Here is a 26,779-nt window from a genome sequence, read left to right as displayed (position 1 = left end):
CTCGTCGATTCACAGATAGAGAATGACTAATTTGTCCTACAGAAAAATTCCGTTACGAACTCCAAGAATTTTCTAGCTGCTACAGATAAATATCGTGATTCAAGCCAAATGAACTTATAATTACGTTTCATACTGTGGTCATGAATCTTTAATAAAGTGAGTGGAGAGTCAGAGTTTCGTCCGCACTCACCTACAAGAGCGACACCAACGCCGGCCCGGACAAGACTCGCAATAGCAGAAGGCTCATTTACCCTGCATATATAATTAGGATGAATTCCAGCCTCTCCAAAAAAGATATCGTTCAGTGGTTGATAAAATTGCCCCTCATTGTAACCAATGAAAGCTTCAGTAGCAGCTTCTGCCAAAGAAATGCTCTGTCGGTCTGAGAATCGATGGTTAGGAGAAACAGCAAGGTATACTTCTTCCTCCAAGACATGGGAGGAGCACACTCCAGCATTTTGCGTAGGTAACGCTGTGAGACATATGTCCACTTCTCCACTCAGAAGAAGAGGCTCCAGTTCCATCATAGAAACTTGGGTTATTCGGAAATCGGTATTCGGGTATTGGGATAGAAAGTCAGCAAGTGGCCTAGACAGGAGCTCGACGCTCGTAACCGCTAAGTGAACACTGCCCGAATACAACCCAGAAAGTTCTTCAATTTCTTTCCTTCCATCTTCCAATGCGTTTAAAGCAATTTCTACCTTTCGAAGGAACGTTTTACCAAACGTGTTTAATCTAATATTTCTCCCCTGTCGGTCAAAGAGGGGAACACCAAGATCATCCTCAAGTCGAGCGATTATTTTGCTTAATGCGGGTTGAGCAATTTGCAGTTCTTCGGCTGCTTTGGTCATATGTTGAATTCTAGCGATAGTACGAAAGTAATGTAAATGTGAAGTATCCATGATTACCTCCATTTATATACGATTTAGCATGATACTCATGAAATTTATGTATTAGATATTATTGATATTATGTTATAGTATCAGATTTAACAATGAAGTAAGCAATAAAGGGAGGAATTTCTATGGTATACAAAGAAGAGGAACCATTGGAGCATGATCGCGAGCTTATCAAACATGTAGTTAATGAAATGGAGGCAGCGTTTAATCGGCATGATGCAGATGCGTTAGACAGCCATTTCACACAAAACGCCACTTGGGTGAATGTAATGGGTGAAAAGTTGTCGGGTTGGGATGAAATAAATAAAGTGCACAAAATCGTCTTGACAGGTCCTTTACGTAATTCTTATAGCAAATATACTGTTGACAGCATCTCGTTCATTAATTCCAATGTAGCTGTTGTTCATGTCCGTCAATATTCAACAACTTCCGATGGTAAACGAATTGGCGGAGGGCAAGAAAGCATTGCTATCTACGTAATGGTCAAGGAAATGAAAGTTTGGAGGCTAGCAGCAGGACAAAACACACTTCTAAAATCCGTCCAACTAGATATTGTGAGTTGAGCTAACGCGTTCGATAGCATAAGAAAGCAGCGGTGAGTCTAAGACTTTATTTTCTGGTCTTAGGTCACCGCTGATTCATTTATTGGGGGAAGTAAACATAAATATATTAAGGTAGAGATTTTTTATCTAAGAACTGCGTTGGATCAATAACTCCAGTCTAAAACTTTTTTTACTTAGAACACAAAGCCACTTGTTTAGTTAAGCGGCTTTTTCATATATGGCCTTCATGGACGCATTATATGATAACGGGTTGAACTATACCCACAGATGTGTAGATGTATATAAGCGTCGCAATGAAATTTACGCATAACAACAGTTATGTGAACACAATTCGTTCCCGGCATTCGGATCATGTGGAGTGGTTGCTAGGCTCGATCGTTGATATAGCAGATTAATCTGGTACCTGAGCAAATCATTGAAAAAGACGGGGAGATTGGGATTTTGACCACCGCTTATACAGCAAAAGAGCTAAATGTGGACGCTGGTGATCGCGTAGTCTTTATGCATGAGTGGAATGGATGGAGCTGGTGCGAATTAGAGAGCACAGGTGAATGCGGCTGGATTCCAAATGAATGTCTTCGTACAGAATAAAAAAGAGAGGAAAAGGGGCCTTCCAACTGTGGAGGTCCCTTTTTACAGACTGCCATACACCAAAATGAAGTATATACTACATTTTCTTAGAAGTATTGAAGTGATTTATCGCAAGAGATATACTATTCTCAAAATTAAAACAAATCAGAATGATAAAGGAGCTTCAGGCATGGCACAACTCGTAAAAGAACGGATACGAAAGCAGTATGGAAAGCTGACAGCAAGCCAAAAAATCATCTGTAAGATCGCGATTGAAAAGCCAAGCTTACTTGCGATCCATACCGCCAAAAAAATCGCGGAATTTACGAATACCAGTGAAGCGACCGTCATTCGCTTTTGTTATGCATTGGGTTACTCCGGATACACAGAGCTTCAGGAAGAAATCAAAAAGTCTCTTTTGATAGGAGACCAAAGGAAGGGGCCGATCCAGAAATATCGAGACACGGAGGTTACGCTCGATCTGAGCAATTACGCACACCAAGTGATGGAGAGTGATATTGCGTATCTCCAGCAAGGCTTGGAGCAAATTGACTACACGTTGCTCCAAGAGGTGGTCAAAAGCATCGTGCAGGCAAACCGAATCGTAGTGGTAGGGTTTCGTTGGTGCCATATTCCTGCAAAATGGCTGTTCTCGGCGTTAAATGCGATCAAAGGAAACACACATCTGTATACGGGAGCCGTTGATAACGCCGATTATTTTCTCACCGAACGGGATCAAGAGTGGCTGGTCATCGCGATTTCTTTTCCTCGTCATCCGAGTGAGACGGTTGCAATGGTTCATTCAGCAAAAGAGCTGGGAGCGAAGATTTTGGCGATTACGGAAGGCGAGTTCTCTCCTATCAGCCAAGTCGCAGATCATCTTCTGAAAATCACCACACCCCAACCCGTTGCCACTAGCGGTATGCCCACTTTATTCTCCATGCTAAATGTCTTGATCAAAGGCGTCATGCTCCACGACGCGGAAAATGTCCAGAAACGATTGCAGCACTATGATGAAATTAGTTCGAAGCTATATTCGTTTGTCGGAGAGGAAGAGGAAGACTTCTCGATCTTTTGAAAGCAGAAAAAGGAAAAAAGGTGAAAAGGGAAAGGGGAATCCTGCCAATGACCAAGCCGATTTGGTTCACAGCGACTGGCGACAGCTTCATTACACGCAATCTTCCCTACAGGGACCAAGCTTTTGAAGAGATATCCAGCTTGCTGCACCGTGCGGACATACGCATTGCGAATCTGGAGACGACCGTACACGATAATGAGGGTTATCCCAGCGCGCAAAGCGGAGGCACGTGGGCGATGTCACCACCCTCCGTTTTGCAAGTCATGAAAGATTACGGCTTTAACATGATTGGCTGGGCGAATAACCATACGCTTGATTATTTGTATGGGGGACTAGAAGCAACCGAACGATATCTCAATGAGTATGGCTTCGTCCATGCTGGCGCAGGCAAAAATCTCGCTGAAGCGGGAGCGCCGCGTTATCTCGAATGCGAAGGAGCCAGGGTAGCCTTAATCGCAGCGACGTCAACTTTTCATCCATGGTGGGCGGCAGGAGATCAGCGTTCGGATTGTATCGGCAGACCAGGGATCAATCCGATGCGCTATGTCATGACCCACCACATTACGCAAAAAAAGCTCGCTGATTTGCAAGCCATTGCGGAGTCGACGGACATTAACGCCTTCAACAAGCTTCTCATCGAGGAAGGCTTCATGAACGATCCGGGCAAGGAGATCTTTCTCTTCGGAAATGCACGCTTCATGGTAAGCGACGAAGAAGGGACGACTACCCACCCGCATCCGCGCGATCTGAACCGAATCGTCAAAACGATTGAGCAGGCAAACAGGCGGGCTGATTACGTCATCGTGAGTATTCACGCTCATGAGATGAAGGGGGATGCGAAAGAGGTTGCGGCTGATTTCTTGCCCGTATTTGCAAAAGCGTGCATCGATGCGGGCGCACACGCAGTGGTGGGACATGGCCCCCATTTATTGCGGGGAATTGAAATCTACAACAATCGGCCGATCTTTTACAGCTTGGGAGATTTTATTTTTCAGACAGAAGCCGTTACCAGTCAGCCCGCTGATTTCTACGAGCACTATGGTTTAGACCACACGCATAATGTGGCAGATGCGTTGGAAGCGATGAGTGCCAACTACACACGTGGACTCTGTGTGCACAAAGAGGTGTGGGAGTCGGTTATTCCCTTGTGGAAAATGCAAGACGGTGAACTGCTCGAATTGGAGCTGCATCCGATTGAATTAGGTTTTGATCTGCCCGTACATCGTATGGGATGGCCGAAATTAAGCGGGGATACCTCAATCTTAGAGGGACTCAAAACGTTGAGTGAATCATATGGCACAGTGATTGAGATCACGGATGGAATTGGGCGCGTGAGACTTTCAAAATAATGGAGTGATTCACATGATGGCCAGAATCACCATGATTATGTTGTTTGTGCTCTACATGATCAATTATGCGGATAAAACAATTGCGGGATATTCTGCTGTACCGATTATGTCTGAATTTTCATTGAACGAGAAAGAATGGGGACTTGTTGGGAGCAGCTTTTTCTGGTTTTTCTCCATTGCCGGGATTGTAGGCGCGGCATTGTCGGATCGCATCGGGACGAAAAAAATGCTGGCGATTATGGCACTGTCCTGGACAATCATCCAATTCGGCGCTTATGCGATCGCGGGTTTGCCGATGCTTGTCGTAGCACGGGTATTGCTTGGAATAGGGGAAGGTCCATTTTGGGCAACGGTTGTTAGCCATTTGAACAAATGGTTTCCTGAAGAAAAGCGCGGGCTGGTTTATTCTACCGTGAACTTCGGTGCTTTCGTCGGTGCGGTTGCTTCCGCACCGATGATTGTCGCGCTGATCGATAGCTATGGATGGCGATTTTCCTGGGCGTTTATGGGCGCACTCAGTCTGATATGGCTCTTGGTCTGGTTGTGGATGGGAAAAGAAAAACCACTAGTCACTGTCGCTCCTTCAAAAGTCGCAGCTCCTACCTTGCCAAAAGCGAAATGGTCGGATATATCCGGCGTCTTGCTCTCATCCACGTTTTTATTCTGTTTTTTAATCTATTTCGCACAAATATGGGGGACGACCTTTGCAACCGTATGGGAGCCTGTCTATCTCGTCAAGGTCTTCCAGTTTACGAATCAGGAAATGGCCTATGCGATTGCTGGCACGGGACTATTAGCCGGACTGATGACCATACTGATTTCTTCGATGGGTGATCATTTCTTTAAAAAGCATCGCAGCTATCGCAAATCATACGTTCTGGTTGGCGGTGTTTCGATTATTTTAGGGGGTCTGTGCTTTTACAGTGTTACTCTTGTTCAATCTACGGTACTTGTTTTAATCTTTCTGTGCCTAGGAAAAGGGTTTGCTTTTTCTGTTGGTACAGCTGCCTCTGTCATTGTCAGCAGCTTGTTGCCGGAACGCACGGGACTTATGGTAGGGGTGTTGTCCAGCCTAGTTACATTGGCAGGGATCATCTCACCGCTGGTCACGGGCTCTATCGTTCAGTCAGCCAAAGATATTGGCACAGGTTTTGGCAACGCAATGATTGTTAACGGATTGCTCTTTATCATTTGCGGCGTGCTTTTCCTGCTCTTTGTGAAACGCAATGAACAAGTAACTCAATCAGCACCGCCAATCTCCCATGTTTCCTAAAAGTATTACTTTATAGGCTTGGTTTCAGATGTTAAAATTTTCTGAAAAGGGGGTAGATGTGTGATGTATCATTTGAATGAAAGCCTCATGCAGAGCGCGAAACAGTTTGCAGGGCGTCCAGCCTTCATCTATATGGGAGAAACGACGACGTATGCACAATTCAATCATCAGGTCGAACATCTCGCAGCAGGACTTGCCCGGCACGGGATTGGAAAAGGGGATGCTGTCGCCCTGCTCATGGATAATCGGCCGCATTTTGTTAGCGCTTACTATGCGATACTTCGCGTAGGAGCTGTTGTTGTTCCTATGAATCCGATCTATACGGCGCGCGAGATTAGCTTCATTCTATCGAACAGTAAAGCAAAGGCAGCCATTGCGTTATCCGCATTGCAGCCGGTACTAACCCCGATGAAGGATCAAATAAAAGATTTACAGCTTCTCATCTACACGGAATCCATTGAAAATGAAATAACGATCGATCAGCTTGTACAAGAAGGGCAAGAGTCAGAGGCAGGGTATGCGGAGCCGGAGCGAAACGAAGATGACCTCGCTGTAATCCTGTACACATCAGGTACGACTGGCCAGCCAAAAGGAGCGATGCTCTCCCACCGTAATATGGCATCGAATGCGGATGCGATGGGGATATTGTTCGAGCTGGTGCCAGAAGATCGCATGGTCGCGGTACTTCCGATGTTTCACGTCTTCTGCATGACGGTGTGCATGAATGGCCCGATTCGTACGGGAGCAGCCATTATCATCGTGCCAAAATTTCATCCGGCAGATGTCCTCCAAACGATTCGTGAGCAAAAAGCCACATGTTTTGCAGGTGTTCCGACCATGTACAACTATCTGCTTCAGCTGCCGACTGCGACAAAAGAAGATTTCTCCTCCATCCGGATATACTGCTCGGGAGGTGCATCCATGCCCGTCGAGCTCCTGCACAAGTTCGAAGCGAAATACGATGCCAAGGTACTGGAGGGTTACGGTTTGTCCGAGGCAGCCCCAGCTACAACATTCAATCCATTGCACGGGACAAGAAAGCCAGGATCGGTTGGAGTCGATATCCCGCTTGTGAAGAACAAGGTCGTCGATCCAGAAGGAAACGAAGTCGCACGTGGAGAAGTGGGCGAGCTGGTGGTACAAGGGCCCAACGTTATGCTGGGGTATCTCGGCTTGCCAGATGATACGGCAGCAGCGCTTCGAAATGGTTGGCTGTATACGGGAGACATGGCGCGTATGGATGAAGAAGGATATGTGTACATCGTTGATCGCAAAAAAGACATGATTCTCGTTGACGGCTATAATGTGTACCCGCGTGAGGTAGAAGAAGTGCTTTACCAGCATCCTGCGATTATCGAGGCGGCTGTGATCGGGATTCCTGACGAGGTGCATGGTGAAGCAGTCAAGGCGTTTGTGGCATTAAAGGAAATAGCGGTTTCCCAAGAGGATATCATGGCATTTTGTCGTGACAAGTTGGCGAAATACAAAGTTCCTCGTCAGGTCGAGTTCGTGGCGGAGCTTCCCAAAAACAGTACGGGGAAAATTTTGCGTCGCTCTTTACGCACCTCTTAAACGATCGATGACAGGATATGGGAGGTGTTTGGATTGCTGAGTTTGGTTCATGCAACGGAGGATAATGAATACAAACAAGCACGTGAACTTTTTTGGGAGTATGTAGATTCATTAGGAGTTGATTTGAGCTTTCAAAATATTGCGATCGAATTGCAAAATATACCGGGCGAATACGCACCCCCAGACGGTTGTATTTTGCTGGCGTTAGGTAACGAACAGCCAGCAGGATGTGTTGCCTTGCGAAAAATAGATGAACAAGTTTGCGAAATGAAGAGATTGTACGTGAAGCCTGAATGGAAGGGAAGAGGAGTAGGGAAAAAATTAGCCTTGGCGATCTTAGACGAAGCGAAAATTAGAGGCTATTCACTCATCCGATTAGATACGCTTCCTACGATGGAACCAGCGATTCAGCTTTACCACTCGTTGGGATTCTATCCAATTGAGCCCTACCGTTTCAATCCGATTGAAGGCACGCTGTATATGGAAAAAAAGCTTGAATAAAACATTTTCAAAGGAGCCTCCCAACGATACAAACCTAGAATCTTTAGGGCGTGGGGGCTTTTTTCTGTTCTTTACACTCACCTTTATGTAAGTAACTGAAATAAATGTGCATACTTACAAATTTGCAGCCATCATTTTATACTCATAACACATCAAACCTTCAAGGAGGACCCTACTTTGAAAACACTTGTAATCGTCACACATCCAAGCATCGAAACATCCGTTATCAATAAGCGATGGGTAGAAGAACTCAAAAAATATCCAGAAAAGTATACCGTACACGAATTGCATAAAGCATACCCAGATGGAAAAATTGATGTGGAAAAAGAACAGCAATTAGTTGAATCGCATGGGAATCTTGTTTTACAGTTCCCGATTTACTGGTTTAATTGTCCCCCTCTCCTGAAAAAATGGCTGGACGATGTTTTTGCATATGGGTGGGCATACGGTTCAAAGGGAGGCGATAAATTAAAGAATCGCAAAGCTACAATAGCGGTATCTGCGGGAATTAGAAAAGAGGATTATCAAGAAGAGGGAAGATATCGGTATACTCTTGAGCAAATATTGACCCCTTTTGAAACAACCTTTCGCTACTGCCACGCGGATTATCGTTCGTTCTTTGCGTATTATGGTACGGAGACCGAGTCAGGGGAAAATGTACCTGGTCAAGAACTTGAGCCGACCGGCAGCGTATTGGATAAGAGCGCCCAAGATTATTTGAAGTTCGTTGATAACCTGTAAAAAGCCTCAAAGAAAAAAGAAGTATTTCCTCGTGTTAGGAGATACTTCTTTTCCTGTTAGACACAATCGTTATGCCTGCTGCTTTACATCCTCCTGAGGCGGTAAGCTGTTTTTCTCTCCCCAGTCGCACATCATATTTAACAAGGGGATGAGAGAAAGACCACGCTCTGTTAAGGAATATTCCACTTTGGGAGGGACTTGGGGAAATTCCTTGCGGATGATCAAGTCATCTGCTTCCAGCTCTTTTAACATTAAGCTCAGCGTTTTAAAAGAAATGGTACCGATACTTCGCTTTAGCTCATTATGCCGCATCACCTTATTTTCAGCTAGCCAATACAAAATGATCATTTTATATTTACCGCCTATTAAAGACAATGTATATCCAAAACCAGTGTCTTTCAGCTCCACACCAGTCGGAACACAGGTTTCACGCATGAAGCACACTCTCCTTTGGGAAGTATGGGTTGTAAATGCATATACTTTACCATACAGCATACTGTCATTTTTAGAAAGTGATGCCGAGCAAGAAACCCGTGGACCTTTATGATTCGACACTCTGCTTATGGCGCTCAAGCTTGCCAGGGCCTGCGTATAGTACGGAAAAGAAACCAATAACGGCGAAAATCAACCCCACGATATAACCATGATTGATGGCACTTCCTAGAGAATCACTCAGAAAAGAATGTATACCTGGCTCGATTGTTACAGGTTCACGCATGAGTACTTCAGGGTTTAGCAGATCAGCTGCTTTCTCCAAGGAAATGCCATGTAATGACGCCCCCGTAGATACGATACTCGCATAATTTTGGTTCACAACAGCAGCCGTGATCGAAGCACCGAGTACGCCGCCCATGTTCCGACAAAACCCAACGATTGAGGAAGAAATACCCATATATTTTTTGTCGACCGAATGCACAATCGCGTTTTGTGCAATGCTCATTAACGGCCCGATAGCAGCAAACCCGAACAGAATCATCAAGAGCGTTAAGAAAAAGAAGGAAATGCCAGATGAAACGTACATAAGCAAAATCGAACTTACTACACAAGCGAGCATAGAGAACGCCATGAGAGATCGAAAGGAAAATTTTGTTTGCAACATTCCGAATACCACGGCACCTCCCGTCAAAGAGAGCATCAACGGGGTCAAAACACTATTGGAGTTCGGATACCCAAGTACGGCCACAGCGAAAATAGGCAAATAAGTGATAGCAGCAAACATGATCGCACCTTGAGAAAGACAGGCGATACAAGTCGCGACTACCATACGGTTTTGGAAAATCTGGAACGGAAGGATCGGTTCCTGTGCATGACGTTCTACCATAATAAAAGCGATCCCCACTATTACGGACAGTGCAAACAGCGAGATGATTTGCCACGAAGACCACTCATATGCTTTTCCTCCCCATTCAAGCGCCAGCATGACAGCTACACAAGTGACGATTAACGTAATGGTACCCAAATAATCAATCTTTGGCTTTGTATGAGAACGGGATTCTTTCAGGGAAAACAGAAGAGTTAAGAGAGACAACAAACCGATCGGAACATTGACATAAAAGCACCAACGCCACCCTAAATAATCAGAGAGCAAGGTCCCGACTTGAGGTCCGGCGATAGATGAGAGGCCAAAGATACCAGCAAACACGCCAGAGATTCGTGCCGTAAATTTCGGATCAGAGGAAAGTGTAAACAGGATTGTGAAAGTAATCGGAAAGAGAGCTCCTGAACCAATTCCTTGAAGGGCACGGAAAGCAATTAGCTGTTCGATACTTTGGGCAACGCCGCAAAGTGCCGAGCCAATGAGAAAAATAGTAATGCCAAGTAAGTAAAACAACTTGCGTCCAAAAAGATCGGACATTTTCCCGAAGATGAGCATTGTACTGGTCGCGGCTAATACGTACGAAGTGAAAACCCAGCTCATGCTTTCAAAGCCACCGATATCTTTGATAATGTGACTAATGGCTGCCGAGGTGATGGTATTGTCGAGGGAAGACATCAGTAAGCCCAGTGCCATTGCAAGAATAATGAAGTGATTACGTTTTTCAGATTGTGACATAAAAAGCGAACTCCTATCTCTTTTTCTATTCATCTAGCAAACTTCGCTATAACACTATTATTTGTGTTTTCGTTGCCAAGAAATAGGGAAAGTACAATTGCAAATCAAACTTTACAGAGATTTCTTTGCGTTGACTTTGCCCTTAGGGGAAGGGGTATAAGTAGATTATCGATACAGAATGGAGATGGAGGTGAGCCTGTGCTATCAATCGGAGAATTCTCAAAGATATGCGGAGTGTCAACCAAAACGCTTCGTTATTATGCTGAAATCGGACTAATGAACCCGGACGAGATTAATCCTGAGAATGGCTATCGGTATTATTCTATCAAGCAACTGAAAAAGATGCTCTTCATCAACCGCTTGAAATCGTATCATTTATCGCTGGATGAAATAAAAGACATCATGGAAGGGGAGGAAGATCAATCGGAAGAGAAGCTTGTTTCGGCGCTTCTTCGCAAGCAAAGGGAAATGTATGAAAAACGAAACGCTTTGGACTATACCATAAAACAGCTGAACGATGATCTTTCGAAAATGGAGCAGGGTATCCCCATGATGGCATACCTTGACAACATAGAGGTACAGCTTGTGGAGACCCAGCCAATCTATATTCTTTCGTTACGCAAGATGATGACGAGTGATGATTATGCAACAGGATATGGCAAGTATTTTAGTAAGCTGTATGAAAGAATTGCGACTGAAAAGCTCACCTTGCTCGGTACGCCCATGACGATTTATCACAGCCCTGAATTTAATCCTGCCGGAAACGATACCGAGTTTGCACTCGCGGTCGCGGAGGCTGTAAAGGGAACGAGAAATTTGCCTGACGGACTTTGTGCAAAGTCTGTATGTAAGGGCCCTTATTCAGAATTGACTGCTGTCTATGCCAGATTACGGGAATGGGTAGAAAATGAAGGCTATGAATTGGTGAGATCACCTTACGAAGTCTATGTAACTGCACCCGATCATGCCAACCTTCCTGAGGAGCTTGTTACGGAGGTGTTTTTTCCAGTCAGAAAAAAATGACATTCTCTTGTAGAGGAGGGGATTATCATGAAGAGAAGCGATTTGCCTACTACAGAATGGCCAACAGGAGACCCGGCCCTCTTGAGCATAGATGCTGAAAAACTAGCAGAACTAGATCCAATCATTAAATCTGCGTACAGCAACATAAACGGGATCGTGATTGTGAGAAATGGTTATCTCGCTCATGAAAGCTACTATCATGGCTATGGACCGGAAGATAGGCACCATGTGGCGTCAGTGACAAAAAGTATTTTATCTGCTCTCATTGGTATTGCCATAGAGGAACGGTTTATCAAAAATGTCGACCAAAAGGTGCTGGATTTTTTCCCAGAGGATGCATCCGATCATACTGATAAGCAAAAACAAGCAATCACCATACGTCATCTCCTCACGATGACAGCTCCCTATCCTTTTGAGGACTGGCACGAACCATTGGACAAGATGTGCATGCAGTCCGATTGGGTCAAATATACGCTGGATATGCTCGGGCAAGGGGGAAAGATTGGAGCGTTTAAGTATTCGACGGCTGGGGCGCATTTGCTTTCCGCCATCCTTACACGCAGTACAGGTAAAAGTGCCCGAGAATTCGCCAACGAACGCTTGTTTACACGCATCGGCATGGAAGAAATCCCTGATTATGAAATGAAGGCGTTTGCGTTTGAGGATTTATTCGGGAAAGATGTGAGAGGATGGATAAAAGATCCAAACAATAACTCCACAGGAGGGTGGGGTCTTACGTTAACTCCCCGTGACATGGCACGTTTTGGCTGGCTCTATCTGAATCGTGGCTGTTGGGGCAATCATCAGATCATTCCAGAGGCTTGGATAGATGAATCAACCGCGATGAATCCCAATCAATACGGGTATCTATGGTGGTTGCGTGAAGAAGACGGTGTTTTTGCATACGCTGCACTGGGCGATGGCGGTAATGTTATCTGTTGCTTCCCAGAAAAAAACCTCGTCGTAGCCATTGCATCGGTGTTCATGCCGAATTCTCGTGATCGATGGACACTGATCAAGGAGCATATTATCGGGGCGGTAATCTAAGGCATCGAGTAGAGATTGAAACAATGAACCGGGGAGTTGCAGCTCGCCCGGCTTCACTGTTAAACGATCGTTTAACTACACTTTACTTGGAAGCGTAATTTTCGGCAGCAATGCAAATGTAGTAGCTTAATCCTGTTTGCTGTTCTTCCAACATAGCGCGGTGGAACTCATCTGATAGGAAAAATCTTGACTGCTCGGCAAAAGCTCTCGCATCAATTTGATGGTCTTTTTGTAAAAAAGCAAGATGGCTTTCGATCGCAGAAACTACTGCCTCATCGTCGACACTTCTGTTGTCTTTCAGCGCGTTTGCCATAACCGTCATGAAAGCCTTCGCTTCGGCAGCTTTTTCATTCAGGGAAGCCACGTCGAGATTCTCTGTATCCAATTGAAAATCGTACGCTTTCTGCAAATGCTCATTTTGTTGAGTGAATGCCTGCTTCCATTCTTCTTCGTTCAATCCATCAAACATGTTTTCTGTGGACATATTTCCTCGCTTCCTTTCGTGTTGAATCGTTTCTTCGAGAGTATTCAAGATGCGCTCCAATCGAAGCTGGCGTGCCTTTAACATCGTTTGCTGTTCACATAAGCAACGCAGTCTGTCTGGTTCGTGATCAAGTGCAGCTTTAATACTGTCCAACGAAAAATCAAGCTCACGATAAAACAAGATTTGTTGTAACCGCTTGAGTTCATTCTCACCGTAATAGCGGTACCCATTTTCTGAAACGATTTCTGGCATCAGCAAACCAATCTTTTGATAGTGGTACAGTGTCTTGATTGTAGTACCAGACAATTTTGCTACATCGTTAACGGTGTACAACATGGCGATTCACCTCCTGAAGCTGAGTTTGCGGTCTGACCTTAGGTTGGAGTCAAGCGAAAAAATAGCGTATGATCGATTTATTGAGTTGGGGGGATTCGTATGACGAAGCTATTTCAGTTGAATTCCGAAGATGATATGGAGAAGGTTGTGGCCCTTTTCCAGCAAATCGCACAAAAGGCGCTCCAAGAATACGAATTGGATGGGGAGCATATTCGATTCAACCAACTTTCTGACACTTGCACGTTTGTCATAGAAACGGAGAGGGACGGCAATTATTTACTCCGCATTCACGCAAACAAGAACAGAAACGAAATTGATTCCGAGCTTGCTTGGCTCGGCTATTTGCATGAAAAAATAGAGGTAGAGATTCCAACGGGAATAGAGTGCCGCAATGGTTCCAAGACAGTGAGCATCGATCTTGCGAATGGTGACTGTGTCTTCGTATCCGTCATGCGTTGGATCGAAGGGAAGCATGCAGATGAAAAAATTGCAGAAGACCAAGTGTACAAAGAGGGTGTCTTATTAGCAAAGCTTCATACTGTATCTCAGGGTTTCCAATTGCCCCCTGAATTTACGCGTCCGATTTGGGGAGAGGATAGCTTCAAGCGATCTATGGCTCGTTTGAGGGAGCATTCCCATCGGTTTCTGACAGATGAAGAATTCATGCTGTATCAATTGGCGGCGGATAAAATACGCACTTGTCTTGCCAAATTGGACAAGAATAGCGGCCATTATGGAATCATTCACGGCGATCTGCACCAAGGTAACATCGTTTTTCACAACGGAGATCCTCGGCCGATTGATTTTGGAAGATGTGGGTTTGGTTACTATCTATATGATATCGCCCATACCATTTTGGGGTTATATCCTGCACAAAGAGAGCTAGTCATAAAAGGCTATGAGAGTTTGCGGAAACTAGGAGGAGACTGGCTCCCCGCATTAGAGAGCTTCACGGTGATGGTCATGATTGAAAATTATAGTCATCATTCTCCTGATCCCAGGGAAACCGAGGGGCTAAAAGAAGAGCAGCCCTATGCCATACCAATGATCAAAAACTACTTGAATGGCAAACCATTTCTTTTTCCTTCAACGGCAGAGAAGGAGGGAGGTATTGGTTGAGCTCAGCAAAAAGCCGCCGAAAAAACGGCGGCTGCTTTATTTATTTGAGTGATTCAGCAAGAATTCCAGCGATCTGCTCGCTGTCCTGTTCCCTGTATACAAAATCATGATCATGCGGGTGGTGAATGCCTATCCAGCCGTGCTCAATAGCCTTTTTATAGTAATGCTTTGCCCGGTCCTCTTCACCACTCAGATAGAATAGGCAAGCAGCATTCCAATACAAGGCAGGATCGCCATTCCAATCCCAGCCTTTATCAAGTGCTTGGGCATAACTCCATGCGGCCCGGGCGTAGTCTTTTTCCACGCCATATTTCAGATCGCCACGCATATAGTGGTTGCCGTTGACAAGGAAATTGTTTAACGGAAGGTTCCATCCGAACAGAACCGGAAAATCCGCGAGCAGCTCGAAACCGACAGACAAGGCTGTTCTCTGCGAACCTATATTATTTGACCAGCATTGCCATCCCACTCTTTTCATTCCACGTTGTTTGGCAATTGAGAGAGCCCCCAATGCTGTCTTTCGAGCCCATCCGTTACCCTGATAGTCTTCATCGGTTTCTATACCCAATTCACATTCGTCTTCTACTACCCAATCTGTCATGCACCAACTAATAATGGTCGGCCCCTCATCGGTATCTTGAATCGCGGCACAACCGAAGCCTTTGTTTTCATAGGCTTCAATGGATGGCCAGTTCTCTGCTATTTCATCGATAATATCCTCAAGCCCTACCAATTCTTTCCGCTTCAACAAGGTGCTGTCTATTGGGACAATATGATCGTCAAGAGGAAGGGACAGATCCTGTAAATGGTGCGTAAAGATCATTCGGCCGCTTCTCATGGGAAAAACATCTTTCATTACAATATCGAGAATGTCATCCCACTTCTCATCCGTAGGATAAAACAGGACGTAGTCAAGCTGTTCATCAGCAGCAAGCTGCGGTAATAGCTCCTCTTTTATCAATGTATTGACTTCTTCAAAAAAGAGGGGATTATCAACACTGCCTCCTAGAAAAATACCTTGAGGACTTGTCAGCAGGGCTGATCTCGCGTCATTTGACAGGAATACCCTACCAGGAATAATACCTGCAATGACCCCTTTGATAGATACATGATGCTTCAACGCTTCAAAAAGATTGGCTGCGCTATGGAAGCAATCGGTTGTGAGTTCCGTTCCTTGAACCATTTTTTGAGCAAACATTTCGTTCATTTCCTCCCATAGCATATGAGAGAAGGGGTGAAGTTATCGTTTGGAACCTCTCATATGCTTTTCCATTTGTTTTTGCGAATCCAAAACATCATCACTCCTTTACTAGTAGTAGGGCGCGAGTCTCTGGGGTGTTTAGTGCCTGATGCCCCCATGTTCATTATGGATGATTATCCAAAAATTACAAGAGAGAAAATGATTTACATAATATAATTATGGTAAACAAATATTCGATAAGACGTAAGCAGACTTTGCTAACAAAAAAGGCAGCGGTAGTCTAGGACCTTTTCCCGTTCAAAGCTACTCCTGCCTTTTTCGATTTAACCTTCCTGGCGCAAATGACAAGCGAGCTGTAATTTCAGCAAGTCTTCCGGATTTCGTAAATCGATATGAAGAAGCTCCTCAACTTTGCGCAAACGTTGATACAGCGTATTGACGTGAATGTGCAGTTCTTTGGCGGTCAGTTGAGGGGATTGACTGTATTTCATATAAGTTATGATTGTCTGTTCCCATTCCTGATATTTTTCCGGGTCTTGCCAGAAAGGGGCAAAGACATCCTGAATGAATGCATCAATATCGGCCTGGCTCTGATTCAGCATGAGGCGATTGACACCCAGGTCTTTATAGTAAACCACACCAGAACGGCCGCGGTTGGTCAAATAGTGTGCGGCTTTCTTGGCTTCTTCGTAGCTTTTGCTGATTTGCTCAATCCCGCTTGCCATACTTCCCACGCCAATGGATAACGATGCTTCCTTGCCAAGTTCCCACTCATCGGACGCCTGTTGGAGTCTCTCCCGGATGTCCTTTCCATCTCGAGAGCCCAGGGACTGGATGAGAAGCGTGACATGGTTATGGAATCCGTAGACAAGCATCTGTGTCTTACTGAACTCCCATTTCCAACGGGTAATGAGCCGGTGAATATTTGCTTCTAGCAATGCCAGGTCGTGGCACTGTGTCAGATGGGCATAAATCACGTAGTACTTTGCTTGCGGCTGTAACCCCATCGAACGAGCGCGGTCAAATAGTTCATTTCCTTTGCTTGCCAGCAGCTCTTGAAAAAGATCGTGTGCTCGCTTGTACAGCACGGAGCTGATCGATTGCTTTTTCACCAAATCGAGTATGAGCACAGCACTCCCTTGTTCGACCGTCATACGTGCGAGATCAGATAGTCCGCGTTTGTCTAAGGGAATGATGAGACATCCGAGAAAAATGCTCCCATTGATTAGTGGATACAAACAGAACAGTTGATCGACACCAGAAGCGGGAGAGAACAGATTGACGGAAATAGGCTGTCTTCTTTTGTTCAGCAATGTATACAGTTCATCCCAGCTAAAAAATACAGCACTCTTTTCAGGATACATTTTCTGCTCAAGCCAGTCGGCAAAATAAATGGAATGGCCTGTCATTTTGTTGAGGGTTTTTACGATTGTTTCCGCCCCTTTATTTTGCAAGGACAACTGCTTGATGGATTCATGGATATGATTGCGTTGTATCAAATCATCGTGTTTGGCTTGCAGTTGAGCGCTAATGGCAGCCAATTGCTCATACGCTTGCTTGACTTCAGCATAGAGCTCGGCATTTTGCAGAGCGATGGAGGTTTGGTCTGCGAAGCCTTGGAGGAGGTCGAGATCGTACTCCGTAAACACATTTTCTTGATGAAACTGATGCAGGACCAGCACGCCGATACGCTTTTCATCACGTGATATCGGAACGCATAACAACCCATTCAAGTCTCGCAATGCTTTTGCGTGGTTCAGAGAGTGAAAGTTGTCAGCAGAGATATCCTTCATCGCATGGGTTGTATCTTGGCTAGTTTTGTACATGCGTGGGACTCCGTCTTCGAACACTTTACCCGCGATGGATTCTCCAACTCGCATTTTGAGATCCTTGAACACCGTATCTTGAAAACCAACGGTCGCTTTCGGAATCAATCGGTTAATAGTGGGATCATACAGGTGCAGGAGGCCTGCGTCAGCTGCCGGGATAACAGCCAGTGCATTCCCAATGATGCCACGGATGATTTGATGAACGTCGAGGGTAGCAGATATCGAACGAATCCCTTCAAAAAGCTTCTTGCTTTCCTCCGCTTTGGCTGTCATTTTTTCTTCTGCCAACAATAGACGAATCCCGAACCACAGCAGTTCCGATTGGTCAGTGGTAAGGATAATCGGTTGGTTAGCTTTATGTGCAAGGCAAATAACGGCTTGTCCTTCGTTTTCGTAGAAAAAACGGTACATCTGCTGGGCGGGAAGAGACTCAAAGGTATAGCGCATGTGGCTAGTATCAACGTCACAGCAAGGTACTGTCATAGGGGGACTATTCGTGGCAGCGTTTTCATGAAAAGAAGAGAAAACAAGCCGAAAATGTCGATCACGCGAAAATTGGAACCAAATCGAAAAGGGCTGATCGCCAAACCATTCATGCAGCTTTTCAAGCAGGAGCGAAAAAGAATTCATCCACGTGTCCTCCATGTAGAGAAATACACAATAATAGTTGGGAATAAGTGTCTGTATATACATTGTATTCATAATTTTTGCTATATACAATACTCCTATAAGATACGGAAGGTGGGAGACGATTTGACAGCAACCTACAATAACTACATCGCTGGAGCTTGGATGGCGAGCCATACCGGACAAGTTTTTCCAAGTACCAACCCTGCCAATACGAATGAGGTTCTCGGTTATTTTCAAAAATCGGACGGGCTGGATGCGCGTTCTGCCATTGAAGCCGCTGCCAGTGCTTTTGGTGAATGGTCACAAAAATCGGCTCCCACACGTGGAGAGTTCTTGTTTTCCCTCATTCATTTATTGGAAAAACACAAAGAAGAGCTCGCAGAAACGATCACCCGTGAAGTCGGAAAAACATTGCGGGAAGCAAGAGGCGAGGTTGCCAAGACAATCACTTCTATGAAGCAGTTGACTGGGGAAGCCACTCGTTTGACAGGTCAGACGGTGCCTTCCTTTGATGAACGGGTAATCGGTTACACAGTGCGAGAGCCAATCGGAGTTTTCGCGATCATTGCCCCATGGAATTTTCCGCTGGGGATTGGCTTGTGGAAAATCGTCCCGGCTATCCTCGCAGGCAATACGGTTGTGTTCAAGCCAGCCAGCAACACTTCCTTGATTAGCGTAAAGCTGGTAGAGCTGCTGATTGAAAGCGGCGTTCCGAGTGGCGTAGTGAATTTGGTAACAGGACCGGGTGCGGTAATCGGGGAAGAATTAGCGAATCATCCACTGGTCAAAGGGATTTCATTTACGGGCTCTTCTGAAGTGGGACTTGCTTTGGGGAGAGCAGTTGGAGCCAGAGGAGGCAAGATTCAGGCGGAGATGGGCGGGAAAAATCCGGCGATCATACTCGCGGACGCTGATATTGATCTTGCTATCGATTCCATTGTACTGAGTGGATTCTTCGATAATGGCCAACGTTGTACGGGGACCAGTCGCGTATTGGTTGTTCCCGAAGTAGCCGAACAAGTAAAAGCAAAACTGATCGAGCGGGCGAAGGGCTTGAAAGTCGGGAATGGCTTCGATCCAGACAATCATAACGGTCCAGTAGTGGACGAGCATCAACTCAATTTGTATCTTCACTATGTGCAAAAGGGGATTGAAGAAGGCGGCGTACTGGAATGCGGGGGGAAGCGTCTTGTAGAAGGCGATCTCGCACAGGGGTACTTTGTTGCTCCGACAGTGTTTACCGGCATAACGCAGGAGATGACGATTGCCAACGAAGAAATTTTTGGCCCTGTGATCGCCGTAATCGATGTGGATTCTTTCGAACATGCAATGCAAGTGGCGAACCAGGTGGAATTCGGCTTGTCTTCCACCATTTTTACAAACGATTTGCAAAAAGCTTTCCAATTTGTCAAAGGTATTCAGTCAGGTGTTACTCATGTCAATATGCCATCGACTCATTTTGAATCACAGTTTCCGTTTGGTGGCAAAAAGATATCTGGATTGGGTCCGAGAGAGCAAGGGGAGTCAGCGCTCGATTTTTACGTCGAGACAAAAACGGTTTATATTCGGCCATAAGTATAGGGAAAGCAGGAGGAGCGAAGATGGAAGCGATTGGTGTTATCGGCATTGGTGCAATGGGTAAAGGGATGGTCTGCAATCTGTTGCAAAAAGGCTACCACGTGTATGCCTACGATCCTAGTCCAGCAGCAAAAGCCTGGGCGAAGGAAAGAGGAGCGATAGTTGTCGAGTCTCCACAGGCTGTGGGTAGCGTAGCACGTGTCGTTTTCACTTCGCTTCCGGGACCTGCGATTGTAGAGGAAGTCATGCTGGGGGCGGAAGGACTTTTCTTATCATTAGGGGCTGGCAGCTTCGTATTTGATACGAGTACGATCGATCCTGCTACAGCAAAACGACTGAATCAGCGCGGCGTAGAAAAAGGGATCTACTACTATGATTGTCCGGTGAGCGGGGGACCTGCGGGTTCTGCGGCCGGAACGTTGACCATTATGGTCGGCGGTGATGAGGCCAAGCTTCCGGAAATCATGGACTATCTCAGGGCAATTGGGAAGGAAATTTTTTATCTGGGGGAATCCGGCTCTGCACAAGTGGCGAAGCTTTGTCACAATTCTGTCGTTGCAGTCATTACAGCAGCGTTGGGAGAGGCGTTCAGTGTCGGGGCAAAAGCAGGAGTCGATCCACACAAGCTGGCAGCCGTCATGGACAAGGGCTCTGCCCACAATCGTGTGCTCTCCGTATTTGGGCCTAACATCTTGTATGGGACGTATGAAAATACGGTCTTTTCTTTGGATCATATGCACAAAGATTTGCAGTTCTATGCGCAAACTGCACGTGAACAGCAAGTGCCTGTTCTCGTTGGAGGCACGGTTGCGCAAATGTATGAGGCAGCAAAAGCACAAGGCAAAGGTAGCTGGGATTCGAGTGCGGTTTGTACCGTAACGGAGGAGCTGGCTCATACAACGATTGCGCGTTAAGCGATCCATGTAAAAGAGAAAGTAGACTACAGCAATATTGCTTGTAGTCTACTTTTTTGTAGGCTGCTGTTCAATGAAAGCATGTTCTACTATCTGCGATCAAAAGCAAGACTCGCAGCCATGTTGGGCGTGTGCCAAACCACACAGCACCTCTTCTTGCTACAAGAACAATAAGCAGGTTAACGGTAAAGCTGACGGCAGTTACAAATTATTATATATCTCACGTCCAGTTTTGATAGCATTTTGAACAGCTTCTCGGCACCAGACATTTACTCACTCCCTTTATTCATTTGTGCATAAGACCGTTCAATCACATACAAAGCTTCATAGTGCTTCACGACATTGTTGCCCAACGTCACAAAGACGAACAATAGGATGATACCAAGCAGTGCCTTCTTTACTTTCACGTGGCGCAGGTGCATGATGAACCGTGCGGCGAGCAGGAAGAAGGCGAACAAGTAATGTCCAGCATACAAGTACAAATCGTACGTAAATGTGGCCAGACCGAATCCTATTACAATGTGGAGCACGAAAGCAAACCCGATATAGGCGGCGAGCGACCAGGCTTCTTGCGAACGAATCCCTTTGATGAAACCGAGTACAGCCAGGGTGATCAGCGTCAATCCAATGACATGCACATACCATGGATACGGCAACGTGAGGTTCGTAGCGAATGCGACCATCCCCGGTTTTGGATCAATGAGCGCAATGTCTGGGGTCAATACAGGACTGATAACGAGCATATACAGAGCTTTCCAATGCTCGCTGAACGAGAACGGAGCCGTGTAGATGAACCCTCCGGCATGAATTGATTTGTACCAAGTAGAAAACCAGGATTGCCCGAACATCAGATGCTGCAAAATCGTGAAGCTAATAACAAATAAGAGAAATACGAACGCGATTCGCACCAGCTTCTTAAAAATGCTCTTGCTTTCTTTGTGAAACAGATTGACGGCCAAAACGCTCATAAATGGAATGATGTTCGTTGAGGTGACACCGAAGTTGACGAGGGCGAATGAAGCGTTTGGCCACACAGCCAATTTCTTTTCTGCCCTGCTGTACTGGGTATAAAGTACCGACAATAGAATGACGAATTGGGCGTACGGATAAGAATCGGGAATCATCGCCGTGAAAATTTGATAAGAGGCCGTCCCGAAAAATACCGCAAAAAGCAAGGGGGTATAGAAGCTTTTGCATCCCTTGCACAGGTAGTAGTAAACCATAACAACGCCGAGCGCGTTCATGATCGATTGAACCACCGCAAAGAAGAAGTTTTCTGTGAAAAATTTCGATAAATAAGCCAAAGGAGAAGAAATCAAATTTAGAAATGGATGGATCACCGTCGGGTTGTTCGAGCTATAGTACATCGTCGGGTCAAAATTAAACAGATTAAGCGTAAACGGAACGCCGTAAAAAGGGCTGATTGGGGCAAGAACAGCGATGTTTTGATTCATATAAGTGAGAAAAGGCACATTCATCCACAAATAAAACACGAAAAAACAGGCAAATAGAAGAAACGCTCTGACATTATCTTTCCGATCATGAAACAAATAGCTGAAAAAACGCATACTAATCCACCATTCAAAGTAGTATTGAGATTAACTTAACGAATTTTAGCTATATTATACAAAAATAGATGAATTCCGCACAAAATTTTACATTCCATTGGCTATCCATTTTTACGAAGCCAGTGCATCACGCTGTTGACATCCACAAACAGTGGGTCTAGCATGAATGATCATGTCCGATGTGAGGGAAAGGAGTGAACGACTTGCAAGAACTCACCTCAACAGAACTGATCCAATACCTGCAAGAAAAGGAGTCGGTCGCTCTTCTTGTCTATACACCGATGTGTGGGACATGCAAGCTCGCAGCACGTATGCTCGGCATCATGCAAGAAACGCTGCCTACCGTTCCGCTGTATCAGATCAACATAAATACGGCGCCTACATTGGCAGAACAATGGCAAGTGACCAGTGTACCCGCCTTGCTTATTTTTCAACGAACCGAATTGTTAGAACGGTATTATGCCATCCAGTCCGTTGGATTTTTATACGATGTATTGAAACCTTTGGCCTAGACATACACCCATTCCCTTCGCCATGAATATGACAAAGAGAGAAGAAATGCGAAGGAGGGGGCGTATGCAAATCCACGTGGTGGAAGAAGGACAAACCTTAGCGAGCATCGCCGAGACTTATGGAACCACACCTGAGGCGATAACTGAGGCAAATGAACTGCCTGATCCTAATAAGCTGGTAACTGGACAGGCGATGGTGATTCCGATTGTGGGAAGCTACTATTGGGTTAAGCAAGGAGATACGTTGTATACCATCGGTCAGCGCAACCAGATCAGCGCCGCAGAGCTTGCACGCATCAATAGGATTCCGCAATATAGACCACTTGAAGTCGGGCAACGCCTTTACATCCCGCCCCGTCCGCGGCGAGCAGCAGATTTCAATGCTTATGTGGAACCGAGACGCACCGTTACACCAGCTTTGGAAGCCGATGTTCGCACGGCTGCACCGCATCTGACGTATTTGGCTCCGTTCAGCTTTCGTATTAGACGGGATGGTACCCTCGCACGCCCGACAATGAACAATTTTCCGCAAATTGCAAAAGAAAACCAGGTCCTGCTCATGATGGTCATTACGAATCTGGAAAGAGAGCAGTTCAGCACGGAATTGGGCGAAATCATCCTCAACAATCAAGAGCTTCAGGATACCTTGTTGAACAATATTCTTCAGACTGCACGAGAGTTGGGAATGGGAGATATTCATTTTGACTTGGAAGCATTACCCACAACCGGTGCAGAAGCGTATGCCAACTTCTTACGAAAAGCGAGAGACCGTATCCATGCTGCAGGACTGATGATGTCTGTTGCGCTGGCACCGAAGACAAGTGCCGAGCAGGCAGGCAAATGGTATACCGCCCATGATTACAAGGCGATCGGTGCTATTGCCGATTTTGTCGTGATCATGACATATGAATGGGGCTATAGTGGCGGTCCTCCTATGGCAGTTTCCCCGATTGGTCCGGTACGACGTGTCTTGCAGTATGCGATTACTGAGATGCCTGCTGATAAAATTTTGATGGGTCAAAATCTGTACGGATACGACTGGACCTTACCGTACGAGCGAGGGACGACAGCGCGTGCATTGAGTCCACAGGCAGCGATTGCACTGGCTTCCCGGCATAATGCCGTCATTCGGTATGACTATCGGGCGCAGGCTCCGTTTTTTACGTACACCGATGATCAAGGTAGGCAACATCAGGTGTGGTTTGAGGATGCGCGGTCGATCCAAGCCAAGTTCAATCTGGTTAAACAGCTCGGTTTGCGAGGCGTCAGCTACTGGAAACTCGGTTTGCCATTTCCGCAAAATTGGTTGTTGATCGAAGAGAACTTTCGCGTCCGCAAGCGTGCATAGTCATCTGGCGTACATTCCATTGCGGATTGTACGCCTTTTTTTCGAATGAAAAATCATGGTATGATGAAGAGGTCAGGAAGGAAAAGGGGAGAAATCATGGGAGAATGCAAATTGGATCACAGCCATGAGGACGTACTCAAAAAATTGGCAGAACAAGCTCCACATCTGTCGGAGTTGCGTGTGAGTCAATTCAAAAATCAGTTGAATGGCGAACTCAGCCAAGAGCGTCTAAACGAGCTGTTTCATTTATTGAAAAAGTATGACCTGGCAAGCCCAGAGGAGCGCCAAGAGCGCGAAAAACAAATGGATCACTTGTTTGGCTAAGCTTTTTACATACATTTTTCGTTTTACCCCTATAAGGGAGAAACAGGCTGGAACCATGTTTCCATGCAGCGAGGAGTAAAGATGGACGACAGACTCTATTATCAGGATGCCTATACAAGAACGTTCTCGGCTCAGGTGACGAGGACTGGTGTCGAGCAAGATGGGACACCTTACGCAGTACTGAATCAAACGGCTTTTTACCCTACCGGAGGCGGACAGCCTTCTGATCTGGGCGTATTGGAAGAGATTCGTGTGGTAGATGTGGAAGAGGTAGATGGTGAAATTCGACATCGACTGGAAGCACCCTTGTCCGAAAGCGTAGGGGAAGTAACGGGTCACATCGATTGGGACCGTCGTTTTGATCACATGCAGCAGCATGCTGGTCAACATATTTTATCCGCGTCCTTCCTGGAAGTGGTGCAAGCGGAGACCGTCGCCTTTCACTTGGGCAAAGAACGTGTCACCATTGATGTGCGACTGGATGAGTTGACAGCAGATGTATGGGAGAAGGTAGAAAAGCGAGCGAATCAGATTGTTCTGGAAAACCACCCCATCATTGCGCGGTTCGTTGATGACGAGGAATTGGCAACACTGCCCTTGAAAAAACAGCCGACCGTTACCGAAAATATTCGCGTCGTGATGATACCTGAGTTTGATTACAACCCATGTGGAGGAACACATCCAGCGCGTACGGGCGAAGTTGGGATGATCAAGATCTTGGGCTGGGAGCGACATCGCGGGAACATTCGTCTTGAATTCATCTGTGGCTGGCGAGCTTTGCGGGACTACAACCAAAAGCAAGCTGTCGTTCGTGATACGGCGAAGCTGCTCGCTACCAATGAAGGGGAACTGATCGCACAGACGGAACGCCTCCTTGCAGAACGCGACACCTTGAAGGCAAAATTGGCAGAAGTGGATAAGCAGCTCTTGGAAGTGGAAGTCAATCAACAACTCGCTGCTGCTAGCCAACTCGGTCATTCTCGCCTCATTATGTGTACCTTCACAGACAAAACCATTCAACAGCTTCAGCAGTTCGCACAGCTCGCTACTGCTCTGGCGCCAGATGCGATTTGCCTTTTGGCTGCTACTACCGAAGACAAAGTGCAAGTCATGTTTGCTCGTGGACAAGAAGTCAACGTAGCCATCAATCAAGTGTTGAAAGAAACCTTGCCAGTCATCAACGGAAAAGGTGGAGGAAATCCTGCAATGGCGCAGGGTGGCGGTCAGTCAGTTGTGGATGCGGAAGAAGTATTGCTGCATGCACGTAAACTGTTGGAAGCCTCGCTGATGTAAATGCATTCGATTCAATAAAAGGAGGAAACTGCGATGAACTGGAATCCGGGAGATATCGTTCGCGTTTCGCAACGAACTGGTGAATATATTGCAGAAGTATTGGAAATCCACGATTCGAAGTTGCTGGTAAAGGTGTTGGCAGTAACCAAATACCCGACGCAAGGCGATTTGCATTCTTCCTACGAAGTAGATGTGCCGCTGTTTCACCAGCGTCCTGCACTGTCGTACATGGAAAAATTCATGACGCCTGTCCAAGGGGTTATTCGTTATAATGGAGCGATTCCAGACTACAAGGAATCTGTGCGTCAGGCGATGGAGAGAGAAATGGAAAAGCTTGCGAAAATGGCAGCTTGGGCAGAGCGCTGTCTCGTTGAGCTGGAAAAGATGCATAAGGAAGCCTTTACAAACACGAAATAGAGTGGTACTGTAATACTCGAATGTACGACAATTGCATAGCATTACTACCAAACGGGGGCCAAGCAACGTTGGCTGAGATTGTAACGAGTGTGTTACTGACCGTTGAACCTGACCTGGGTCATGCCAGCGGAGGAAGAGGTATTTTGGAATCAGTATCACATGTCGCATCCGAGCAAAACTATGCTTGTTTGTGCACATGCATGATAAGATGACACTCAACCATCCGAGGCGGATGGTTTTTTTATGCCATTCGTCCGGTGAGATGAGATGGATATACGGCTTCTTCTGTTTGTCTGAACCGACTCAGGCAGGTGGGAGAAGCCGTTTTTTTTTCCAGTAGAAGGAGGTAATCAATGATTGTTCAGCTGAATGGGAAAAAAGTAGAGTTGGCGGAAGAGATCACTACAGTGCGGGCCTTGCTTGCTTCTTATTCCCTGCAAGAGAAGATTGTCGTCGTTGAGCGAAATGGTGACATTATTGATCGCTCTGCGTACGAACAAACACCGATTGCAGACGGAGATCGCATAGAAATCGTTCATTTTGTCGGAGGAGGATGA

At 45.9% G+C, this 26,779-nt stretch carries 26 protein-coding genes, 1 pseudogene and 1 riboswitch; of the genes and pseudogenes, 19 read left to right on the top strand and 8 right to left on the bottom strand.

Annotated elements, in window-relative coordinates; all coding sequences use genetic code 11:
- Nucleotides 1-26: 26 nt before the first annotated feature.
- Nucleotides 27-902 carry a LysR family transcriptional regulator gene (locus tag C7R94_RS09605; RefSeq protein ID WP_106780419.1) on the bottom strand — a complete coding sequence of 292 codons (876 nt, stop codon included), beginning with the start codon at nt 900-902 and terminating at the stop codon, nt 27-29.
- Between the two features lie 116 nt (nt 903-1,018).
- Here C7R94_RS09605 and C7R94_RS09600 point away from each other — a divergent pair, with 116 nt between their 5' ends.
- The 8 genes from C7R94_RS09600 (at nt 1,019) to C7R94_RS09570 (ending at nt 8,546) form a co-directional block, all read left to right on the top strand.
- Nucleotides 1,019-1,462, top strand: coding sequence for an SgcJ/EcaC family oxidoreductase (locus C7R94_RS09600; protein WP_369834996.1), 444 nt, complete (start codon nt 1,019-1,021; stop codon nt 1,460-1,462).
- 441 nt (nt 1,463-1,903) lie between these two features.
- Nucleotides 1,904-2,053: an SH3 domain-containing protein gene (locus C7R94_RS30000; RefSeq protein WP_158264663.1), complete on the top strand. Its 150-nt coding sequence runs from the start codon at nt 1,904-1,906 to the stop codon at nt 2,051-2,053.
- Nucleotides 2,054-2,222: 169 nt separating this feature from the next.
- Nucleotides 2,223-3,110, top strand: a complete 888-nt coding sequence (locus C7R94_RS09595) for a MurR/RpiR family transcriptional regulator (protein ID WP_106780413.1) — start codon at nt 2,223-2,225, stop codon at nt 3,108-3,110.
- Nucleotides 3,111-3,157: 47 nt separating this feature from the next.
- Complete coding sequence (locus C7R94_RS09590) at nt 3,158-4,459, top strand: CapA family protein (protein ID WP_106781267.1); 1,302 nt, start codon at nt 3,158-3,160, stop codon at nt 4,457-4,459.
- A 13-nt stretch (nt 4,460-4,472) separates the two neighbouring features.
- Entirely contained in the window at nt 4,473-5,732 is a 1,260-nt protein-coding gene (locus tag C7R94_RS09585) for an MFS transporter (protein ID WP_106780411.1), read from the top strand.
- A gap of 63 nt (nt 5,733-5,795) precedes the next feature.
- Complete coding sequence (locus C7R94_RS09580; protein ID WP_106780408.1) at nt 5,796-7,304, top strand: fatty acid--CoA ligase family protein; 1,509 nt, start codon at nt 5,796-5,798, stop codon at nt 7,302-7,304.
- A gap of 24 nt (nt 7,305-7,328) precedes the next feature.
- A complete protein-coding gene (locus tag C7R94_RS09575; RefSeq protein WP_233220513.1) occupies nt 7,329-7,805 on the top strand; it encodes a GNAT family N-acetyltransferase in 477 nt (158 codons plus the stop codon).
- 177 nt (nt 7,806-7,982) lie between these two features.
- Nucleotides 7,983-8,546, top strand: a complete 564-nt coding sequence (locus C7R94_RS09570) for an NAD(P)H-dependent oxidoreductase (protein WP_106780402.1) — start codon at nt 7,983-7,985, stop codon at nt 8,544-8,546.
- Nucleotides 8,547-8,615: 69 nt separating this feature from the next.
- Here C7R94_RS09570 and C7R94_RS09565 read toward each other — a convergent pair whose 3' ends face one another.
- Together C7R94_RS09565 and C7R94_RS09560 are read right to left on the bottom strand one after the other, a co-directional pair.
- Nucleotides 8,616-8,981, bottom strand: a complete 366-nt coding sequence (locus C7R94_RS09565) for a winged helix-turn-helix transcriptional regulator (RefSeq protein WP_047067331.1) — start codon at nt 8,979-8,981, stop codon at nt 8,616-8,618.
- A 106-nt stretch (nt 8,982-9,087) separates the two neighbouring features.
- Nucleotides 9,088-10,599: an MFS transporter gene (locus C7R94_RS09560; protein WP_106780400.1), complete on the bottom strand. Its 1,512-nt coding sequence runs from the start codon at nt 10,597-10,599 to the stop codon at nt 9,088-9,090.
- Between the two features lie 198 nt (nt 10,600-10,797).
- On the opposite strand from C7R94_RS09560, the gene C7R94_RS09555 reads away from it, so the two are divergent.
- Nucleotides 10,798-11,622 carry a MerR family transcriptional regulator gene (locus C7R94_RS09555; protein ID WP_106780398.1) on the top strand — a complete coding sequence of 275 codons (825 nt, stop codon included), beginning with the start codon at nt 10,798-10,800 and terminating at the stop codon, nt 11,620-11,622.
- Between the two features lie 27 nt (nt 11,623-11,649).
- Nucleotides 11,650-12,669 (top strand): serine hydrolase domain-containing protein, encoded by a 1,020-nt coding sequence (locus C7R94_RS09550; protein ID WP_106780395.1) that lies wholly within the window; start codon nt 11,650-11,652, stop codon nt 12,667-12,669.
- An 82-nt stretch (nt 12,670-12,751) separates the two neighbouring features.
- On the opposite strand, the gene C7R94_RS09545 is transcribed toward C7R94_RS09550, so the two are convergent.
- Nucleotides 12,752-13,489 carry a MerR family transcriptional regulator gene (locus C7R94_RS09545; protein ID WP_106780393.1) on the bottom strand — a complete coding sequence of 246 codons (738 nt, stop codon included), beginning with the start codon at nt 13,487-13,489 and terminating at the stop codon, nt 12,752-12,754.
- A gap of 99 nt (nt 13,490-13,588) precedes the next feature.
- On the opposite strand from C7R94_RS09545, the gene C7R94_RS09540 reads away from it, so the two are divergent.
- Nucleotides 13,589-14,608 carry a phosphotransferase enzyme family protein gene (locus C7R94_RS09540; protein WP_106780390.1) on the top strand — a complete coding sequence of 340 codons (1,020 nt, stop codon included), beginning with the start codon at nt 13,589-13,591 and terminating at the stop codon, nt 14,606-14,608.
- Between the two features lie 40 nt (nt 14,609-14,648).
- Here C7R94_RS09540 and C7R94_RS09535 read toward each other — a convergent pair whose 3' ends face one another.
- Both C7R94_RS09535 and C7R94_RS09530 read right to left on the bottom strand, forming a co-directional pair.
- Nucleotides 14,649-15,815 carry a GNAT family N-acetyltransferase gene (locus C7R94_RS09535; protein ID WP_369834992.1) on the bottom strand — a complete coding sequence of 389 codons (1,167 nt, stop codon included), beginning with the start codon at nt 15,813-15,815 and terminating at the stop codon, nt 14,649-14,651.
- A gap of 317 nt (nt 15,816-16,132) precedes the next feature.
- Nucleotides 16,133-18,268 carry a helix-turn-helix domain-containing protein gene (locus C7R94_RS09530; RefSeq protein WP_106780384.1) on the bottom strand — a complete coding sequence of 712 codons (2,136 nt, stop codon included), beginning with the start codon at nt 18,266-18,268 and terminating at the stop codon, nt 16,133-16,135.
- 162 nt (nt 18,269-18,430) lie between these two features.
- On the opposite strand from C7R94_RS09530, the gene C7R94_RS09525 reads away from it, so the two are divergent.
- Together C7R94_RS09525 and C7R94_RS09520 are read left to right on the top strand one after the other, a co-directional pair.
- Nucleotides 18,431-19,843: an aldehyde dehydrogenase family protein gene (locus C7R94_RS09525; protein WP_233220529.1), complete on the top strand. Its 1,413-nt coding sequence runs from the start codon at nt 18,431-18,433 to the stop codon at nt 19,841-19,843.
- 26 nt (nt 19,844-19,869) lie between these two features.
- Nucleotides 19,870-20,760, top strand: a complete 891-nt coding sequence (locus tag C7R94_RS09520) for an NAD(P)-dependent oxidoreductase (RefSeq protein WP_106780381.1) — start codon at nt 19,870-19,872, stop codon at nt 20,758-20,760.
- Between the two features lie 109 nt (nt 20,761-20,869).
- On the opposite strand, the pseudogene C7R94_RS30965 reads toward C7R94_RS09520, so the two are convergent.
- Together C7R94_RS30965 and C7R94_RS09515 are read right to left on the bottom strand one after the other, a co-directional pair.
- Nucleotides 20,870-20,956: pseudogene (locus C7R94_RS30965) on the bottom strand (LysE family translocator); the annotation flags it as partial.
- Nucleotides 20,957-21,029: 73 nt separating this feature from the next.
- Nucleotides 21,030-22,328 (bottom strand): DUF6080 domain-containing protein, encoded by a 1,299-nt coding sequence (locus C7R94_RS09515; protein WP_106780379.1) that lies wholly within the window; start codon nt 22,326-22,328, stop codon nt 21,030-21,032.
- 194 nt (nt 22,329-22,522) lie between these two features.
- Between C7R94_RS09515 and C7R94_RS09510 the strand changes: the two genes are divergently transcribed.
- From C7R94_RS09510 to thiS, 6 genes are all read left to right on the top strand, one after another.
- Nucleotides 22,523-22,840, top strand: a complete 318-nt coding sequence (locus C7R94_RS09510; protein ID WP_233220512.1) for a thioredoxin family protein — start codon at nt 22,523-22,525, stop codon at nt 22,838-22,840.
- 64 nt (nt 22,841-22,904) lie between these two features.
- Complete coding sequence (locus tag C7R94_RS09505) at nt 22,905-24,188, top strand: glycoside hydrolase family 18 protein (protein ID WP_106780373.1); 1,284 nt, start codon at nt 22,905-22,907, stop codon at nt 24,186-24,188.
- A 96-nt stretch (nt 24,189-24,284) separates the two neighbouring features.
- Nucleotides 24,285-24,512, top strand: a complete 228-nt coding sequence (locus C7R94_RS09500; protein ID WP_041749457.1) for a hypothetical protein — start codon at nt 24,285-24,287, stop codon at nt 24,510-24,512.
- Nucleotides 24,513-24,593: 81 nt separating this feature from the next.
- The gene (locus C7R94_RS09495; protein ID WP_106780368.1) at nt 24,594-25,805 is read left to right on the top strand and encodes an alanyl-tRNA editing protein; all 1,212 of its coding nucleotides are present in this window, start codon (nt 24,594-24,596) and stop codon (nt 25,803-25,805) included.
- Nucleotides 25,806-25,838: 33 nt separating this feature from the next.
- The gene (gene kapB, locus C7R94_RS09490) at nt 25,839-26,222 is read left to right on the top strand and encodes a kinase-associated lipoprotein KapB (RefSeq protein WP_047067317.1); all 384 of its coding nucleotides are present in this window, start codon (nt 25,839-25,841) and stop codon (nt 26,220-26,222) included.
- Between the two features lie 41 nt (nt 26,223-26,263).
- Nucleotides 26,264-26,374: riboswitch (TPP riboswitch) on the top strand.
- A 201-nt stretch (nt 26,375-26,575) separates the two neighbouring features.
- Nucleotides 26,576-26,779, top strand: coding sequence for a sulfur carrier protein ThiS (gene thiS, locus C7R94_RS09485; RefSeq protein ID WP_016743632.1), 204 nt, complete (start codon nt 26,576-26,578; stop codon nt 26,777-26,779).

Origin of the sequence: Brevibacillus sp. NRRL NRS-603, assembly GCF_003013445.1 — a bacterium.
Taxonomy (GTDB): domain Bacteria; phylum Bacillota; class Bacilli; order Brevibacillales; family Brevibacillaceae; genus Brevibacillus; species Brevibacillus formosus.
The sequence above is the reverse complement of the archived record's forward strand: the minus strand, read 5'-3'. Positions and strand labels throughout refer to the sequence as shown.

What these genes read in the sequence shown, in the direction of transcription:
- C7R94_RS09595 (WP_106780413.1), top strand. Translation starts at nt 2,223, where the DNA reads ATGGCACAACTCGTAAAAGAACGGATACGAAAGCAGTATGGAAAGCTG.
- C7R94_RS09515 (WP_106780379.1), bottom strand. Translation starts at nt 22,328, where the DNA reads ATGCGTTTTTTCAGCTATTTGTTTCATGATCGGAAAGATAATGTCAGA.
- kapB (WP_047067317.1), top strand. Translation starts at nt 25,839, where the DNA reads ATGAACTGGAATCCGGGAGATATCGTTCGCGTTTCGCAACGAACTGGT.
- C7R94_RS09550 (WP_106780395.1), top strand. Translation starts at nt 11,650, where the DNA reads ATGAAGAGAAGCGATTTGCCTACTACAGAATGGCCAACAGGAGACCCG.
- C7R94_RS09520 (WP_106780381.1), top strand. Translation starts at nt 19,870, where the DNA reads ATGGAAGCGATTGGTGTTATCGGCATTGGTGCAATGGGTAAAGGGATG.
- C7R94_RS09585 (WP_106780411.1), top strand. Translation starts at nt 4,473, where the DNA reads ATGATGGCCAGAATCACCATGATTATGTTGTTTGTGCTCTACATGATC.
- C7R94_RS09530 (WP_106780384.1), bottom strand. Translation starts at nt 18,268, where the DNA reads ATGAATTCTTTTTCGCTCCTGCTTGAAAAGCTGCATGAATGGTTTGGC.
- C7R94_RS09605 (WP_106780419.1), bottom strand. Translation starts at nt 902, where the DNA reads ATGGATACTTCACATTTACATTACTTTCGTACTATCGCTAGAATTCAA.
- C7R94_RS09545 (WP_106780393.1), bottom strand. Translation starts at nt 13,489, where the DNA reads ATGTTGTACACCGTTAACGATGTAGCAAAATTGTCTGGTACTACAATC.
- C7R94_RS09540 (WP_106780390.1), top strand. Translation starts at nt 13,589, where the DNA reads ATGACGAAGCTATTTCAGTTGAATTCCGAAGATGATATGGAGAAGGTT.
- thiS (WP_016743632.1), top strand. Translation starts at nt 26,576, where the DNA reads ATGATTGTTCAGCTGAATGGGAAAAAAGTAGAGTTGGCGGAAGAGATC.
- C7R94_RS09505 (WP_106780373.1), top strand. Translation starts at nt 22,905, where the DNA reads ATGCAAATCCACGTGGTGGAAGAAGGACAAACCTTAGCGAGCATCGCC.
- C7R94_RS09580 (WP_106780408.1), top strand. Translation starts at nt 5,796, where the DNA reads ATGTATCATTTGAATGAAAGCCTCATGCAGAGCGCGAAACAGTTTGCA.
- C7R94_RS09535 (WP_369834992.1), bottom strand. Translation starts at nt 15,815, where the DNA reads ATGAACGAAATGTTTGCTCAAAAAATGGTTCAAGGAACGGAACTCACA.
- C7R94_RS09565 (WP_047067331.1), bottom strand. Translation starts at nt 8,981, where the DNA reads ATGCGTGAAACCTGTGTTCCGACTGGTGTGGAGCTGAAAGACACTGGT.
- C7R94_RS09495 (WP_106780368.1), top strand. Translation starts at nt 24,594, where the DNA reads ATGGACGACAGACTCTATTATCAGGATGCCTATACAAGAACGTTCTCG.
- C7R94_RS09590 (WP_106781267.1), top strand. Translation starts at nt 3,158, where the DNA reads ATGACCAAGCCGATTTGGTTCACAGCGACTGGCGACAGCTTCATTACA.
- C7R94_RS09560 (WP_106780400.1), bottom strand. Translation starts at nt 10,599, where the DNA reads ATGTCACAATCTGAAAAACGTAATCACTTCATTATTCTTGCAATGGCA.
- C7R94_RS09525 (WP_233220529.1), top strand. Translation starts at nt 18,431, where the DNA reads ATGGCGAGCCATACCGGACAAGTTTTTCCAAGTACCAACCCTGCCAAT.
- C7R94_RS09500 (WP_041749457.1), top strand. Translation starts at nt 24,285, where the DNA reads ATGGGAGAATGCAAATTGGATCACAGCCATGAGGACGTACTCAAAAAA.